General features: G+C 69.3%; 15 protein-coding genes. 2 read left to right on the top strand and 13 right to left on the bottom strand.

The window, feature by feature from the left end:
* The first annotated feature begins 1 nt into the window (after nt 1).
* Nucleotides 2-493, top strand: a complete 492-nt coding sequence (locus BN159_RS09505; protein ID WP_015656732.1) for a universal stress protein — start codon at nt 2-4, stop codon at nt 491-493.
* A gap of 91 nt (nt 494-584) precedes the next feature.
* Here the strand turns inward: BN159_RS09505 and pssA are convergent, their stop codons facing one another.
* The 9 genes from pssA to BN159_RS09460 form a co-directional block, all read right to left on the bottom strand.
* Nucleotides 585-1,409 (bottom strand): CDP-diacylglycerol--serine O-phosphatidyltransferase, encoded by an 825-nt coding sequence (pssA, locus tag BN159_RS09500; RefSeq protein ID WP_015656731.1) that lies wholly within the window; start codon nt 1,407-1,409, stop codon nt 585-587.
* A 22-nt stretch (nt 1,410-1,431) separates the two neighbouring features.
* Nucleotides 1,432-2,088 carry a phosphatidylserine decarboxylase gene (locus BN159_RS09495; protein ID WP_015656730.1) on the bottom strand — a complete coding sequence of 219 codons (657 nt, stop codon included), beginning with the start codon at nt 2,086-2,088 and terminating at the stop codon, nt 1,432-1,434.
* Between the two features lie 170 nt (nt 2,089-2,258).
* Nucleotides 2,259-3,464 (bottom strand): acyl-CoA dehydrogenase family protein, encoded by a 1,206-nt coding sequence (locus tag BN159_RS09490; protein WP_015656729.1) that lies wholly within the window; start codon nt 3,462-3,464, stop codon nt 2,259-2,261.
* Between the two features lie 2 nt (nt 3,465-3,466).
* Nucleotides 3,467-3,979 (bottom strand): MaoC family dehydratase, encoded by a 513-nt coding sequence (locus tag BN159_RS09485; RefSeq protein WP_015656728.1) that lies wholly within the window; start codon nt 3,977-3,979, stop codon nt 3,467-3,469.
* A gap of 4 nt (nt 3,980-3,983) precedes the next feature.
* Nucleotides 3,984-4,943, bottom strand: coding sequence for an HpcH/HpaI aldolase/citrate lyase family protein (locus BN159_RS09480; protein WP_015656727.1), 960 nt, complete (start codon nt 4,941-4,943; stop codon nt 3,984-3,986).
* Nucleotides 4,940-6,967, bottom strand: coding sequence for a protein meaA (locus tag BN159_RS09475; RefSeq protein WP_015656726.1), 2,028 nt, complete (start codon nt 6,965-6,967; stop codon nt 4,940-4,942). The genes BN159_RS09480 and BN159_RS09475 overlap by 4 nt, the downstream gene beginning before the upstream one ends.
* Before the next feature lie 10 nt (nt 6,968-6,977).
* The gene (ccrA, locus tag BN159_RS09470; RefSeq protein ID WP_193384323.1) at nt 6,978-8,315 is read right to left on the bottom strand and encodes a crotonyl-CoA carboxylase/reductase; all 1,338 of its coding nucleotides are present in this window, start codon (nt 8,313-8,315) and stop codon (nt 6,978-6,980) included.
* A 396-nt stretch (nt 8,316-8,711) separates the two neighbouring features.
* Entirely contained in the window at nt 8,712-9,521 is an 810-nt protein-coding gene (locus tag BN159_RS09465; protein ID WP_041821060.1) for a TetR family transcriptional regulator, read from the bottom strand.
* 136 nt (nt 9,522-9,657) lie between these two features.
* Nucleotides 9,658-11,463 (bottom strand): 3-hydroxyacyl-CoA dehydrogenase family protein, encoded by a 1,806-nt coding sequence (locus BN159_RS09460; protein WP_015656723.1) that lies wholly within the window; start codon nt 11,461-11,463, stop codon nt 9,658-9,660.
* A 388-nt stretch (nt 11,464-11,851) separates the two neighbouring features.
* On the opposite strand from BN159_RS09460, the gene BN159_RS09455 reads away from it, so the two are divergent.
* Nucleotides 11,852-12,427 carry an adenylosuccinate lyase gene (locus tag BN159_RS09455; protein ID WP_015656722.1) on the top strand — a complete coding sequence of 192 codons (576 nt, stop codon included), beginning with the start codon at nt 11,852-11,854 and terminating at the stop codon, nt 12,425-12,427.
* Here the strand turns inward: BN159_RS09455 and BN159_RS09450 are convergent.
* The 4 genes from BN159_RS09450 to BN159_RS09435 form a co-directional block, all read right to left on the bottom strand.
* Complete coding sequence (locus tag BN159_RS09450) at nt 12,414-12,941, bottom strand: GNAT family N-acetyltransferase (RefSeq protein WP_015656721.1); 528 nt, start codon at nt 12,939-12,941, stop codon at nt 12,414-12,416. The two genes, BN159_RS09455 and BN159_RS09450, sit on opposite strands and share 14 nt — an antisense overlap.
* A complete protein-coding gene (locus tag BN159_RS09445; protein WP_041819010.1) occupies nt 12,938-13,336 on the bottom strand; it encodes a RidA family protein in 399 nt (132 codons plus the stop codon). The genes BN159_RS09450 and BN159_RS09445 overlap by 4 nt, the downstream gene beginning before the upstream one ends.
* Nucleotides 13,337-13,386: 50 nt before the next feature.
* Nucleotides 13,387-14,946, bottom strand: a complete 1,560-nt coding sequence (locus BN159_RS09440) for an alpha/beta hydrolase (protein ID WP_015656719.1) — start codon at nt 14,944-14,946, stop codon at nt 13,387-13,389.
* Nucleotides 14,947-15,082: 136 nt separating this feature from the next.
* Nucleotides 15,083-16,150 (bottom strand): Rv2578c family radical SAM protein, encoded by a 1,068-nt coding sequence (locus BN159_RS09435; RefSeq protein WP_015656718.1) that lies wholly within the window; start codon nt 16,148-16,150, stop codon nt 15,083-15,085.
* Nucleotides 16,151-16,239: the final 89 nt, after the last annotated feature.

Here is a 16,239-nt window from a genome sequence, read left to right as displayed (position 1 = left end):
CATGGCTGTGGTGGTCTGGATCGTCGAGGGCACCTGGCCTGCCTGCGTGGACGCCGCCCGCACCCACGCCCCCGAGGACGCGGACATCGTCCTGCTCCACGTCACCCCGGCCGACATCCCCGGCGCGGCGCACGGCGCGTTCGCGGGCCTGCTCGGCCGCGGCCACCCCGAGCGCGACCCCGGCACACGGCTGGAGCACCTGGCCACCGCCTCCGCCGACCAGTTCCTCGCCGACGCCGCGCAGCGTCTGGGCCTCCGGTGCACCCGCATCGAGCGCACCGGCCGAGTCGAGCGGGAAGTCGTCGCCGCCGCCGACGGCGCCGACCTGCTCATCCTCGCCCGCGACGGCGACCGGACCCACCTCGGCCCGCGCAGCCTCGGTCCCGCCAGCCGCTTCATCGTCGACCACGCCCCCTGCCCGGTGCTGCTGGTGTGGCCCGAAACTGCACCCGGTATCGCCACCATCCCGCCCCCGCCGCCACACCATCGGTAGCGCCACTTCCGCCCCGCGAGGTGCCCGCCTGAAGGCAAACGAAGGGGGCCCCGGACCGCTGTCGGTCCGGGGCCCCCTTTGCCGTGGAGTGCTACGGCAGCTGTGCTCCGCGCGCCTCGCGGCGGTTGTCGCGGAAGTTGTTCACCCGGCGGGCCGTGGCGAACAGCGGGATCACCGCGCCCATGACCAGCTGAAGGGCGCAGCCGGTCTGGAGCAGGAGCTGTCCGCTGGGGGCCTCGAAGGCCCAGGCGGCCAGCAGGCCCATGGACAGGACGATCCAGGCGAGCATCGCCACCGCGAGGCGGCCCCGCGGCTTCGGGTACTCCACCCGGCTCACCATCAGCCAGGCCGTACCGATGATCGCCAGCAGCGTCGCCTCGAAGGGCAGCTCCAGCAGCACGATCGAGACGACCGTCAGCGCGCCGAACGGCGATGGCATGCCCTGGAACATGCCATTGGTCGGCGTCACGCACGAGAAGCGCGCGAGTCGCAGCACCACGGCCAGCAGGACCACGATCGCACCGACCGCGGCCACCTTCTGGTGCGCGTCGTTCGCGACCATGCCGTACACCAGGACGAAGTAGGCGGGCGCCAGACCGAAGCTGATCAGGTCGGAGAGGTTGTCCAGCTCGGCGCCCATCGGGGACGAGCGGAGCTTCCTCGCGACCAGGCCGTCGAACAGGTCGAAGACCGCCGCGCACAGCATCAGGATCACGGCGGTCGCCGCGCTGTGCCGGGCCATGCCCGTTTCCTGGCTGCCGGTGAGGTGCGGGATCAGGATGCCGGTGGTGGTGAAGTACACCGCCATGAACCCGCACGTGGCGTTGCCGAGAGTGAGGGTGTCCGCTATCGACAGACGCAGGGAGAGGGGCATCTCCTCTTCGTCGACCTCGTCGACCTCGTCCGCCTCGGGCACCCAGCCCGGCTGAGTCTCAGGATCAATCACGGTCAATGCGAGTCACCCCAGCCACGGTCTTCTGACCGACCTCGACCGCGACCTCCACGCCCTCGGGCAGGTAGATGTCGACACGGGAGCCGAAGCGGATCAGACCGATGCGGTCACCCTGCTCGACCTTCGTCCCCTGGGGGATGTAGGGGACGATACGGCGGGCCACCGCGCCGGCGATCTGGATCATCTCGATGTCACCGAGTTCGGTGTCGAAATGCCAGACTACGCGCTCGTTGTTCTCGCTCTCCTTGTTGAACGCCGGAACGAACCCACCCGGGATGTGCTCGACCGAGGTCACCGTGCCGGAGAGCGGCGCGCGGTTGACGTGGACGTTGAGCGGGCTCATGAAGATCGCGACGCGGGTGCGGCCGTCCTTCCACGGCATGATGCTCTGCACCACTCCGTCGGCGGGCGAGATGACGCGGCCCTGGGCGATCTCGCGCTCGGGGTCGCGGAAGAACCACAGCATGCCCGCCGCGAGGGCGGTGGCGGGCACGGCGACGGCCTTGGCGGCGCCGGAGCGGCGGGCCTTGACGAGGCTGAGGGCTGCGGTGGCGACGGTCGGGAGAAGCCACGGCGAGGCTCCGCGTGCCAGGCGTACGCCGGCCAGGCTGTCGCGAGGTGCAGAGGTTTGGCTGTGGGGCATGGATGACCTTCGTAGCGGATGATGCCGCGCAGTGAGGGGGGACGGCGGCTTTCCGGGGATCGTACCGGGCGCGGACCACAACTGGGCAAGCCAGGAAGCCGAGTCGACGGCCGAAGAGTGTTGACGGGGTGTGATCTTCTTCTCCAAGAAAACACCCCGTATCCGGACAATCAGCCCTGGAATCGATACTCTTCGAGCAGCCTGCGACCGATGATCATTTTCTGGATCTCGGCGGTACCTTCGCCGATCAGCAGCATCGGAGCCTCACGGTAGAGGCGCTCGATCTCGTACTCCTTGGAGAAGCCGTAGCCGCCGTGGATCCGGAAGGCGTCTTCGACGACCTCCTTGCAGTACTCGGAGGCGAGGTACTTCGCCATCCCAGCCTCAAGGTCGTTTCGCTCCCCGGAGTCCTTTTTGCGTGCCGCGTTCACCATCATCGCATGGGCGGCCTCGACCTTGGTAGCCATCTCGGCGAGCTTGAACTGGATCGCCTGGTGCTGGGCGATCGGCTTGCCGAAAGTGTGACGCTGCTGGGCGTACTGGACACCGAGTTCGAACGCACGCTGAGCGACACCGCAGCCACGCGCCGCGACGTTGACGCGGCCGACCTCGACGCCGTCCATCATTTGGTAAAAACCTCGGCCGGTGACCCCGCCGAGCACCCGGTCGGCCGGAACTCGCAGGCCATCCATGATGAGTTCGGTGGTGTCGACGCCCTTGTACCCCATTTTGTCGATCTTGCCGGGAATGGTCAGGCCGGGGCGGACCTCACCGAAACCGGGCTCCTTCTCGACGAGGAAGGTCGTCATCGACTTGTGGGGCGCCGTGCCCTCGGGGTGTCCTTCGTCACTTCGGACCAGAACGGCCACCAGAGACGACGTACCGCCGTTCGTCAGCCACATCTTCTGGCCGTTGAGGACGTACTCGTCGCCGTCCTTGACCGCCTTGGACGTGATGGCCGACACATCCGAGCCGAGACCCGGCTCCGACATCGAGAAGGCGCCCCGGATGTCACCGGCCGCCATCCGCGGCAGGAAGTGGTCCTTCTGCTCCTGCGTGCCGTGCTGCTTGAGCATGTACGCCACGATGAAGTGGGTGTTGATGATGCCGGACACCGACATCCAGCCGCGCGCGATCTCCTCGACGCACAGGGCGTACGTCAGGAGCGACTCGCCCAGACCGCCGTACTCCTCCGGGATCATCAGGCCGAACAGGCCCAACTCCTTGAGGCCGTCGACGATCTGCTGCGGATACTCGTCGCGGTGCTCCAGCTCGGTGGCGACCGGGATGATCTCCTTGTCCACGAAGTCGCGGACGGTGGACAGGATCTCCTGCTGGATCTCGGTCAGACCGGCGGTCTGGGCGAGTCGCGCCATGACTACTTCCCCTGTTCCTTGAGCTCGGGGCGGCCCGGCTGCTCGCCGCCGCGCTCCTTGATGTACGTCTCGGTCGGCACCATCACCTTGCGGCGGAACACGCAGACCAGGGTGCCGTCCTGCTTGTAGCCCTTGGTCTCGACGTAGACGATGCCGCGGTCGTTCTTCGACTTCGAGGGCGTCTTGTCGAGGACCGTGGTCTCGCCGTAGATCGTGTCACCGTGGAAGGTCGGCGCCACGTGCCGCAGCGACTCGATCTCCAGGTTCGCGATCGCCTTGCCCGACACGTCCGGTACGGACATGCCCAGCAGCAGCGAGTAGATGTAGTTCCCTACGACGACGTTCTTGCCGAAGTCCGTCGTGTTCTCCGCATAGTTGACGTCCATGTGGAGCGGGTGGTGGTTCATGGTGAGGAGACAGAAGAGGTGGTCGTCGTACTCCGTGACTGTCTTCCCGGGCCAGTGCTTGTAGACCGCCCCGACCTCGAACTCCTCGTAGGTACGCCCGAACTGCATGGCCTTACGCCTCCGGAATCTCGAACTTGCTGGTGCGCTGCATGCCGGCGGCCCGGCCCTTGCCGGAGATGACCAGCGCCATCTTGCGGCTGGCCTCGTCGATCATCTCGTCGCCGAGCATCGCGGAGCCCTTCTTGCCGCCCGCCTCGGACGTGTAGTAGTCGTACGCGTCCAGGATCAGCTCGGCGTGGTCGAAGTCCTCCTGCGACGGCGAGAAGATCTCGTTGGACGCCTCGACCTGGCCCGGGTGCAGCACCCACTTGCCGTCGAAGCCGAGCGCGGCGGCGCGCTGGGCGACCTCGCGGTAGCCGTCGATGTTGCGGATCTGGAGGTAGGGACCGTCGATGGCCTGGAGGTTGTTGGCGCGGGCGGCCATCAGGATCTTCATCAGGATGTAGTGGTAGGCGTCCGCCGGGTAGCCGGGCGGCTGCTCACCGACGACCAGCGACTTCATGTTGATGGACGCCATGAAGTCGGCCGGGCCGAAGATGATGGTCTCCACGCGCTGGGAGGCCGTCGCGATCGCGTTGACGTTGTTCAGGCCCTGCGCGTTCTCGATCTGCGCCTCGATGCCGATCTTGCCGACCTCGAAGCCCATCGTCTTCTCGATCTGCGTCAGCAGCAGGTCGAGCGCCACGATCTGCTCGGCCGTCTGCACCTTCGGCAGCATGATGCAGTCGAGGTTCTGGCCCGCACCCTCGACGACCGTGACGACATCGCGGTACGTCCACTCGGTCGTCCAGTCGTTCACGCGCACGACCCGCGTCTTGCCCGTCCAGTCACCCTCGTTGAGGAACTTCACGATGGTGTGCCGCGCCCCGGGCTTGGCGAGCGGCGCGCACGCGTCCTCCAGGTCCAGGAAGACCTGGTCGGCGGGGAGACCCTGGGCCTTCTCCAGGAAGCGGGGGTTCGAGCCCGGCACGGCCAGGCAGGAGCGCCGCGGGCGGAGACGGTTGACGGTCATGCGGGGACCTCCAGGGGGTCGAGCTTGTTCGCTTTGCGGATCTCATCGACGATGCGGCCGATGATTCCGGTGATGTCGAAGTCCTTCGGGGTGAAGACCGCGGCGACTCCGGCGGTCCGGAGCTGCTCGGCGTCACCATTCGGGATGATGCCACCGGCGATCACCGGGATATCTGTGGCACCGGCCACACGGAGTCGCTCCAGCACGTCCGGCACCAGCTGGGCGTGCGATCCGGAGAGGATGGACAGGCCGACCGCGTGCACGTCCTCGGCGAGGGCCGCGTCCACGATCTGCTCCGGGGTGAGCCGGATGCCCTGGTAGACCACCTCGAACCCGGCGTCACGGGCGCGCACCGCGATCTGCTCGGCGCCGTTGGAGTGCCCGTCCAGGCCGGGCTTGCCGACCAGGAAGCGGAGCTTGCCGACGCTCATGTCCTTCGCCGTCAGTTCCACCTTGCGGCGCACCAGGGCCATCGCGGTGCCCTCCTCGGCGGTCACCGCGACCGGCGCGGAGGAGACTCCGGTCGGCGCCCGGAACTCGCCGAACACCTCGCGCAGGGCCCCGGACCACTCGCCGGTGGTGACACCGGCGCGGGCGCACTCCAGGGTGGCCTCCATGAGGTTGGCGCTGCCCTTGGCGGCCTCCTTCAGCTTCTCCAGCGCCTTGCACGGGCGCGGGTGGTTGAAGGGCGGCTGGTAGCGGGTGTCCCGCCAGTGCTCCAGCGCGGAGATCACCCGGGTCTCGACCGCGGGGTCGACCGTCTGGATGGCCGTGTCGAGGTCGGAGGTGAGCGGGCTGGGCTCGGTCGTCTCGAAGATGTTGACGCCGACGATCTTCTCCTGGCCGGACTCGATCCGGGCCCGCCGCTCGGCGTGCGAGGCCACCAGCTGCGACTTGAGATAGCCGGACTCGACGGCGGCCATCGCGCCGCCCATCTCCTGGATCCGCTCGATCTCGGCGAGCGACTCCTCGACCAGCGCCTCGACCTTGGCCTCGATCACCTTCGAGCCCTCGAAGATGTCCTCGTACTCCAGCAGATCGCTCTCATGGGCGAGCACCTGCTGGATCCGCAGCGACCACTGCTGGTCCCAGGGCCGGGGCAGGCCCAGCGCCTCGTTCCAGGCGGGGAGCTGGACGGCCCGCGCGCGGGCGTCCTTGGAGAGGGTGACGGCCAGCATCTCCAGCACGATCCGCTGGACGTTGTTCTCCGGCTGCGCCTCCGTCAGGCCCAGGGAGTTGACCTGGACGCCGTAGCGGAAGCGGCGCTGCTTGGGGTCCTGGATGCCGTAGCGCTCGCGGGTGACCTGGTCCCAGATGCGGCCGAAGGCGCGCATCTTGCACATCTCCTCGACGAAGCGGACGCCCGCGTTCACGAAGAAGGAGATCCGGGCGACCACATCACCCATGCGCTCCTGCGGGACCTGGCCGCTGTCGCGGACGGCGTCGAGGACCGCGATCGCCGTGGACATCGCGTAGGCGATCTCCTGGACCGGTGTGGCACCCGCCTCCTGTAGGTGGTAGCTACAGATGTTGATCGGGTTCCACTTGGGGATGTGGGAGACCGTGTACGCGATCATGTCCGTCGTCAGACGGAGCGAAGGCCCCGGCGGGAAGACATGGGTCCCCCGCGACAGGTACTCCTTGACGATGTCGTTCTGGGTCGTGCCCTGGAGCTTGGTGATGTCCGCGCCCTGCTCCTCCGCGACCACCTGATAGAGCGCCAGCAGCCACATGGCGGTGGCGTTGATGGTCATCGAGGTGTTCATCTGCTCCAGGGGGATGTCCTGGAACAGCCGGCGCATGTCACCGAGGTGCGAGACGGGCACCCCGACCCGGCCGACCTCGCCGCGGGCGAGGATGTGGTCCGGGTCGTAGCCGGTCTGCGTCGGCAGGTCGAAGGCGACGGACAGACCCGTCTGGCCCTTGGCGAGGTTGCGCCGGTACAGCTCGTTGGACGCCTCTGCCGTGGAGTGACCGGCGTAGGTCCGCATCAACCACGGCCGGTCCTTCTGACGCTCGCTCATGATGGGGCCCTCAGATGTTGCGGAAGCGGTTGATGGCGTCGATGTGCTTGGCGCGCAGCTCCTCGTCGCGCACGCCCTGGCCCTCCTCGGGGGCCAGGCACAGCACGCCGACCTTGCCCTGGTGGAGGTTGCGGTGCACGTCGAACGCGGCCTGGCCGGTCTCCTCCAGGGAGTAGACCTTCGACAGCGTCGGGTGGATCTTGCCCTTCGCGACCAGCCGGTTGGCCTCCCAGGCCTCGCGGTAGTTGGCGAAGTGCGAGCCGATGATCCGCTTCAGGGACATCCACAGATAGCGGTTGTCGTACTCGTGGTTGTAACCGGAGGTCGAGGCGCAGGTGACGATCGTGCCGCCCTTGCGGGTGACGTAGACCGAGGCGCCGAAGGTCTCGCGGCCGGGGTGCTCGAAGACGATGTCGACGTCCTCGCCGCCGGTGAGCTCACGGATGCGCTTGCCGAAGCGCTTCCACTCGCGCGGGTCCTGGGTGTTCTCGTCCTTCCAGAACTTGTAGCCCTCGGCGTTGCGGTCGATGATCGCCTCGGCGCCCATCGCCTTGCAGATCTCCGCCTTCTGCGGGCTGCTCACCACACAGATCGGGTTGGCGCCGCCGGCCAGCGCGAACTGGGTGGCGTAGGAGCCGAGTCCACCGCTCGCGCCCCAGATGAGCACGTTGTCGCCCTGCTTCATGCTGGCGCCGTTGCGGGAGACCAGCTGGCGGTAGGCGGTGGAGTTGACCAGGCCCGGAGCGGCGGCCTCCTCCCAGCTGAGGTGGCCGGGCTTCGGCATCAGCTGGTTGGACTTGACCAGCGCGATCTCGGCGAGGCCGCCGAAGTTGGTCTCGAAGCCCCAGATCCGCTGCTCGGGGTCGAGCATGGTGTCGTTGTGGCCGTCGGAGGACTCCAGCTCCACCGACAGACAGTGCGCGACGACCTCGTCACCGGGCTTCCAGGCGTTGACGCCCGGACCGGTGCGCAGCACGACGCCCGAGAGGTCGGAGCCGATGATGTGGTACGGCAGGTCATGGCGCTTGGTGAGCTCGGAGAGCTTGCCGTAGCGCTCCAGGAAGCCGAAGGTCGGCAGCGGCTCGAAGATCGAGGTCCACACCGAGTTGTAGTTGACGGAGGAGGCCATGACGGCGACCAGGGCCTCGCCCGGGCCGAGTTCCGGCAGGGGCACGTCGTCCAGGTGGATCGACTTGCGGGGGTCCTTGTCGCGGGTCTCGAGCCCGGCGAACATCTCCGTCTCGTCCTTGTGCACGGTGATCGCGCGGTACGACTCGGGGAGCGGCAGAGCGGCGAAGTCGGCCGACGTGGAGTCGGGCGACTGGATCGCGTCCAGGATGTCCTTCACGGTCACGGTGATGCCTCCGGCGATACGCGTCCTGAGGGAGGGACGCTGAGGGTTACGTCGGTGCTGCTGAGGGTGTGTGGTTGCCGTCGGTTCGGCGGGGTGGTGCTGATCGGCAGCGCTTTGTGGCGCGGGAGGTTGCCTGTGACGCAGGCGTCCGGCGCGCGAGCCGTTGGGCTCGTCGGGACAGGCCGGACACCTTGAACGTATGACACCGCGTGTCAGCCCGCAAGGCACTGAGTGCCAGAAGTTGCTCTCAGGTGAAATCTTTACGTAACAAATGAGCGATGATCGATCGAACGCCCGCTGAAAAGCGCCGGAAAACCTGCTCTGACATGCCAAAACGGCCACCCCGTGGGGTGGCCGTCATCACAGTGGCGAAGTGCCCTCGCGGACGTCTCAGCGCTCCTTGAGCGCCTCCTCGATGGTCCGCATGACCTGATCCAGCGGTGCGTCCGTGCGGGCGACCGTCACCAGCACCTCGCCCTGGGTGGAGACCGTCGCCGCGGCCGGCTGGGGCTGCGGCGTACGGCCGGCGCCGATACCGGTGCCGAAGGTCTTGCGGACGATCGCGAAGGCGTGGTCCAGCTGGGTCTCCACATCACCCTGGCCGCCCGCCCGCAGCCACCGGCGCAGTACGTGGTTGTGGGCGGTGACCACGGCGGAGGCGGCGACCTCCGCCAGCAGCGGGTCGTCGTTGGCGTCGTCGTCGTGCGCGTGCTCGTCGAAGTGGCCGAGGAGATAACGGGTGAAGAGGCGCTCGTAGCGGGCGACCGAAGCGATCTCGGCCTCGCGCAGGGTGGGCACCTCGCGCGTGAGCTTGTAGCGGGCGACCGAGATCTCCGGGCGGGCCGCGTACATCCGCATGACTTCCTTGATGCCGCGGCACACCGTGTCGAGCGGATGCTCGTGCGCGGGGGCGGCGTTGAGCACCGCCTCGGCCCGGATCAGGGTGTCGTCGTGATCGGGGAAGATCGCCTCTTCCTTGGAGCGGAAGTGGCGGAAGAAGGTGCGGCGGGCGACCCCGGCCTGGGCCGCGATCTCGTCGACGGTCGTCGCCTCGTACCCCTTCGTGGCGAACAGGTCCATCGCCGCGGCCGCCAGTTCTCGGCGCATCTTGAGCCGCTGGGCGGCCGCACGCGTGCCTGCGGCACTCTCCGGCGCGTCGGGCGTGGCTGGTGTACGTGAGGACTTGGCGGGCTGGGACATGACCCGAACGTACTGCATCTGCGCAGGATGGTGCGCAGGTCCCGGGGTTCCCCCGCCCTGGACGGGCGGGGGAACGGCCGCGGGGTCGAGCAGTCCGCCCCAGTCCTCGCCTACGCGGAACCAGTCGCCGGGACGGTCACCGGCGGGCATATTCGCGGAAACCCCGGCCGGTCTTGCGGCCGAGGCAGCCCGCGGCCACCAGGTGCTCCAGCAGCGGCGCCGGGGCCAGACCCGGGTCTCGGAACTCGCGGTGCAGGACCTTCTCGATGGCCAGCGAGACATCGAGACCGACCACGTCGAGCAGCTCGAACGGGCCCATCGGGTAGCCGCCGCCGAGCTTCATCGCCGCGTCGATGTCGTCGAGGGTGGCGTAGTGCTCCTGCACCATCTTGATCGCGTTGTTCAGGTACGGGAACAGCAGGGCGTTCACGATGAATCCGGCCCGGTCGCCGCAGTCCACGGCGTGCTTCCTGATCCGTCCGCAGACCTCGCGGACGGTGGCGTGGACGTCGTCGGCGGTCAGGACGGTGCGGACGACCTCGACCAGCTTCATGGCCGGCGCCGGGTTGAAGAAGTGCATGCCGATCACGTCCTGCGGACGCGAGGTGGCACGGGCGCAGGCGACGACGGGCAGCGAGGAGGTCGTGGTGGCCAGCACCGCGCCCGGCTTGCACACCTTGTCCAGCGTGGCGAACAGCTGCTGCTTGATCTCCAGGTCCTCGGCGACCGCCTCGACGGCCAGGTCGACCTCGGCGAAGGCGTCGTAGGAGCCCGCCGGGGTGATCAGGTCCAGGGTGCGCGCGGCGGCCTCGGCGGTCATCCGGCCCTTGTCGACGGAGCGGGCCAGCGACTTGCCGATCCGGGCCCGTGCGGCCTGCGCCTTCTCCTCGCTGCGGGCGGCGAGGACGACCTCGTAACCGGCCTTGGCGAAGACCTCGGCGATGCCGGAGGCCATGGTGCCGGAGCCCGCGACACCGACGGAGCGGACCTCGCGGCCCTGGGCCAGGGTCTCGCCCTCCAGCGGCGTCAGCGCGTCCCGCACGACGACCGAGCTGCCCGGGGCCTCGTAGGAGTAGAAGCCGCGGCCCGACTTACGGCCCGTCAGGCCCGCCTCGCTGAGCTGCTTGAGGATCGGCGCGGGGGCGTGCAGCCGGTCGCGGGACTCGGCGTACATGGCGTCCAGGACGGTGCGCGCGGTGTCGATGCCGATGAGGTCGAGCAGGGCGAGCGGGCCCATGGGCAGTCCGCAGCCGAGCCGCATCGCGGCGTCGATGTCCTCCCGGGAGGCGTACTTGGCCTCGTACATCGCGGCGGCCTGGTTGAGGTAGCCGAAGAGCAGTCCGTCGGCGACGAAGCCGGGCCGGTCGCCCACCGCGACGGGCTCCTTGCCGAGGTCGAGGGCCAGGTTGGTGACCGCCGTGACGGCCGCGGGCGCGGTCAGCACCGAGGAGACCACCTCGACCAGGCGCATCGCCGGGGCCGGGTTGAAGAAGTGCAGGCCCAGCACCCGCTCGGGGCGCGCCGAGTCGGCGGCGAGCCGGGTGACGGAGAGCGCGTTGGTCCCCGTCGCCAGGATCGTCTCGGGCCGCACGATGCCGTCCAGCGCCCGGAAGATCTGCTGCTTGATCTCGTACGACTCCGGCGCCACCTCGATGACCAGGTCGGCGTCGGCCGCCGCGGCCAGGTCGGTGGCGGTGCGGATCCGGGCGAGGGCGGCGGTGCGGTCCTGCTCGGTGAGCTTGCCGCGCTCCACGGCGCGGGCCGTCGAGGCCTCCAGGGCGGCGAGCGACTGGGCGGCCGCGGCGTCGCAGACGTCGATGCCGATGACCTCGCGGCCGGCCTTGGCGAGCACCTCGGCGATGCCGGTGCCCATGGTGCCGAGGCCGACGACGGCGACGGTCCGGATCGAGGACTGAGGGGTGTCGGACAGGGGAGTGGCCATCGCGGGACTCCAGAAATGAGGGTGACGACTGGGAACGCGCCCGGGTGCGCCGAGGGGGCGCACCGGGTGCGGAAGGGAATGCGGGATGCGGGTGTGGTCCGGGCTGCAAGCGCACACGCCCGGTGCCGTCGACGCGGACGTGCACACGTCCGGTGAACGGTGATGGCCGACCGGCCCTGTCCCGTGGCCGAGGCGTACTGCGGTACCTGAGGCACCGAACCGACTTCTCCCGCAGTGGCTGCGTCACCAGGCCACCGTGGGTCCATCGCGAGGGGGTATCTCGCTCGTCTGAGCTTAACCGGCGGGTAACGAGCGCGCCAGTCCTCGTCCTTCACCGGCTTTGTGATGTAGGTCCCGTGCCGACCCGGCCGCCCCTAGGGTCGATGCCATGGACGAAGAGTTGCGATCACTCACGGAGCGCTTACGGCGGGAGTCCGGCGGCGGCGCCGGGTTCGAGCGGCTGCTGGCGGCCGGGGATCTCGACGAGCTGGCCGAGGCGCTGATCGCGCCGGGGCAGTCGCTGTGGGCACGTGAGCTGGCCGCGTTCCGGCTCGGACTCGCGGGCGACCGGCGGGCGTTCGAGTCCCTCGTCCTGCTGCTGAACCACCGCGACCCACAGCGCTGCGCGTCCGCGGCCCACGCCCTGGCCCGGCTCGGCGACCCGCGCACCGCCCGAGCGGCGGCCGCCCTGGCCACCAACGAACTGCGGGTCGCCTACGCCCTGCACCCGGTCCGTCTGCTGGTGGAGCTGCGGGCCCCCGAGGCCGTCCCCGCGCTGATCACCACCCTGGAGCGGCGGCTGCGCCCGCACGACCCCTATCGCCGGGTGGCGCTCGCCTGCGTCGAGGGCCTCGGCACCCTCGGCGACGCCCGCGCCCGAACCGTCCTGAGCGAGGCACTGGCCCATCCGGCCCTGGCGGAGGCGGCGGTGCACGCGCTGGCGCGGATCCCTAGGCAGCGATGAGTTCTCTGACGTACCGCACCTCCGGTACCGCCACCCCGTCCACCTCGAAGGGCTCCTCGGCGCCGTCCGGGCGGAAACCGGCCCGCTCGTAGAAGCGGCGGGCACCGGTGTTCTCCTTCAGCACCCACAGGAACATCCGGGCGTGACCGGCGGCCGAGCAGCGGCGTACGGACTCCTCCAGGAGGGCGTGGCCGATGCCGTCGCAGTAGTGGGCGGGGTCGACATAGATCGCGTACAGCTCGGCGTCCCCGGTCCGGGTGTCGCCCTCGCGGTAGGGGCCGTGGCAGGCCCAGCCCGTTGTGGTGCCGTCCCGCTCGGCGATCAGGTTCACCACACTGTCGGCGAGGTCGATGAACCGGGCGCGGCGGCGCTCGGCGTCCTCCGCGACGCTCAGCGCGTCGAGGTGACTCTGCGGCATCAGGCCCCGGTAAGCGGTACGCCAGCCGCCGATGCGTATCTCGGCGACCCGGTCGCAGTCGGCGTACACCATGTCCCGCACCCGGATCGCGCTCACTCGGCCACCACCGCGAACGCCTCGATCTCCATCCGGAACTCGGGCCGGACCAGGCCCGCCACCTGGACGGCCGACGCCGCGGGCAGCCGGTCGTCGGGTATGTGCTCGGCACGGGCCGCGCGGATCGCGGGCAGGTCCGCCATGTCCGTGACGAAGAAGGTGAGTTTGACGACGTCCTCGAAGGTCGCCCCGGCGGCGGCCAGACAGCGTCGGAGGTTCTCGAAGACCTGACGGGCCTGGGCGGCGGGGTCGTCCGGCCCCACCAACTCGCCCTTCTCGTCCAGCGGCAGCTGGCCGGCGACGGCCACGAAGCGGCCGGTGCCGATGACCACATGGCTGTACTGCTGGGCGGGGGCCACCCCTTCGGGGGCGGGGATCCTTGTCAGGTCGCTCATGCGTCCATGGTGGACCATGGGTCTGACAGTCCCCGCCCCCGAGGGTGCGTTCAGCCGCGGAAGCCCAGCAGCCCGTGCAGGGTTGCGCCGCGCGACGCGGAGGACGACGTCGCGGCCGGCGGCTTCGGGTCGGGCAGCGCGTCGCACACCGCGTCGACCTCACCGCCGCTGCGCGGCACTGTGCCGTCGGTCAGATACTTCGCGAGGTGCTTGTCCAGGCAGGCGTTCCCGCTCAGCGAGATGCCGTGGTTCTGGCCGCCCTGCTCCACCACCAGGCTGGAGCCCTTCAGCATCCGGTGGACCGTCACGGCGCCGTGGTACGGCGTGGCCGCGTCCCCGGTCGCCTGGAACAGCAGCACCGGCGGCAGCTTGTGGTTGGCGACGTTCACCGGGTCCAGGGTCTCGGTGGGCCAGAACGCGCAAGGAGCGTTGTACCAGGCGTTGGACCAGGTGAGGAACGGAGCCTTCGCGTACACCGCCCAGTTGTCCTGGCGCCACTGCCCCCAGTCGCGCGGCCAGTCCGCGTCTCGGCACTGCACCGAGGTGTAGACGCTGTAGCCGTTGTCCCCGGCCGCGTCCACGGCGGCGAAGTCCTCGTACGCCTCCACCAGCGGATCGGTGTTCTTGTCGCCGACGTACGCCGCGAACGCCTCGGCCAGGAAGGGCCAGTAGCCGTTGTAGTAGCCGCCCGGCAGGAAGGTGTCCTCCAGCTCGGCGGCGCCCACCTTGCCGCCGGCCGGCTTCTTCGCCAGCGCGGCCCGCATCGCGTACCACTTGTCCTCGATCTTCGCCGGGTCGGTGCCCAGCTTGTAGGTCGCGTTGTGCTTGGCGACCCACGCCATGAAGGCGAGGTGGCGGTCGTTGAAGGCGTAGTCCTGCGCGAGGTTGTCCTCGTACCAGACGCCCGTGGGATCGACGACGGAGTCCAGCACCAGGCGGCGCACCCGCTCCGGGAAGAGCTTGGCGTAGACCGCGCCGAGATAAGTGCCGTACGAGTAGCCGAAGTAATTGATGCGCTTGGCGCCCACGGCCTGCCGGATCGCGTCCATGTCCTGCACGGCGCTGATCGTGTTGATGTACGGCAGCAGATCGGCGTGCTTGTCTCGGCATGCCCGGGCGAAGGACTGCGCGCGCTTGAGGTTGGCCCGCTCGATCGCCGGGGTGCTCGGCACCGAGTCCGGGCGCACCGGGTTGAAGTACCCGGGCTTGCAGTCGAGGGCGGGCTTGCTCTTGCCGACCCCGCGCGGGTCGAAGCCGATGACGTCGTACTGCGCCGCCACCTCCTTGGGCAGCGTGTTGGCGACGAATCCGGCCAGGTTGAGACCGCTGCCGCCGGGGCCGCCGGGGTTGACCAGCAGCGGGCCCTGGAACTTCTTCGCGGTGTGCGGCACCCGGGAGAGCGCGAGCGTGATCTTCTGCCCGTGCGGGTTCGTGTGATCGAGCGGCACCTTGAGGGAAGCGCATTGGAGCGTCGGATACGTGGTCGTCCCGCAGCCCTTCCAGGTGAGCTTCGGCGCCGAACGGGGCGTGCTCGCCTCGGCGGGGACGGCCGTGAACGACCCGGCCATGACGACGGCGGCACCGCACAGCACGGCTGCGCGTTTTCTCATCGAGTCCTCCCAGGACGGCGGGTGTTCGGACCGCGAAGGTCACGGTCCCCGCCGCATCGTCCCGGAAAGCCCGCCCGGAAGAACGCGTTCTGCCAATACTTGACCCAATTGGGTCGCGCGATGCGCTCGGATGCTCTCAGATCAGCGAGAGTTGAACCGGCTCGGCCATCTGAGACTCGGTCAGCCCCGGCTCGGCCGCCTCCGGTTCACGGATCCGGCGGGGCATGCCCGCGCGCGAGGGGCCGATGCCGTACTCCTCGGCCAGCTCGTGCACCTGACGGGTGATCCGGCGCTGGTACCACTTCGGGGCGTAGGCGCCGTCCGCGTACAGCCGCTGGTAGCGGCGCACCAGATACGGGTGATGGTGCTCCAGCCAGGCCATGAACCACTCGCGGGCACCGGGCCGCAGATGCAGCACCAGCGGGGTCACGGAAGTCGCGCCCGCCGCGGCTATCGCCCTTACGGTGGCCCGCAGTCGGTCCGGACTGTCGCTCAGGAACGGGATCACCGGCGCCATCAGCACCCCGCACCCGATGCCGTGCTCTCCGAGGGTGCGTACGACGTCCAGGCGCCGCTCCGGAGCGGGCGTGCCCGGCTCCACGGTGCGCCACAGCTCGGCGTCGAGGAAGCCGACCGAGACGGAGATGCCGACGTCCGTCACCTCCGCCGCCTGCTTCAGCAGCTCCAGATCGCGCAGGATCAGCGTGCCCTTGGTCAGGATCGAGAAGGGGTTGGCGTGGTCGCGCAGGGCGCCGATGATGCCCGGCATCAGCCGGTAGCGGCCCTCCGCCCGCTGGTAGCAGTCGACGTTCGTGCCCATCGCGATGTGCTCGCCGAGCCAGCGCCGCGAGCCGAGCTGGCGGCGCAGCAGCTCCGGGGCGTTCACCTTGACCACGATCTGGGAGTCGAAGCCGAGTCCGGTGTCGAGGTCCAGATAGCTGTGGGTCTTGCGCGCGAAGCAGTACACGCACGCGTGCGAGCAGCCCCGGTAGGGGTTCACCGTCCACTCGAAGGGCATGCGGGAGGCCCCCGGCACCCGGTTGATGATCGAGCGGGCCCGGATCTCGTGGAAGGTGATGCCACGGAACTCGGGGGTGTCGAAGGTACGGGTGGTCACCGCGTCGGCGCCGAACAGTGCGGCGTCGGCCCGGCTGTGGTCGGAGCCGCTGTGATCCGACTCCAGGGCGAGGTTCTCCCAGCGCATGAGGCCTCCTCGGTAGCACTGGCCACAGAATAGAACACATGTTCCCTTGATCGTGCGACCCCGATTTGGGCGGCCGGGTCACGGGGTGG

The sequence above is a fragment of the Streptomyces davaonensis JCM 4913 genome, from assembly GCF_000349325.1.
Lineage (GTDB): Bacteria > Actinomycetota > Actinomycetes > Streptomycetales > Streptomycetaceae > Streptomyces > Streptomyces davaonensis.
Note: the sequence above shows the minus strand (reverse complement) of the source record. Positions and strands in the feature narration are given on the sequence as shown.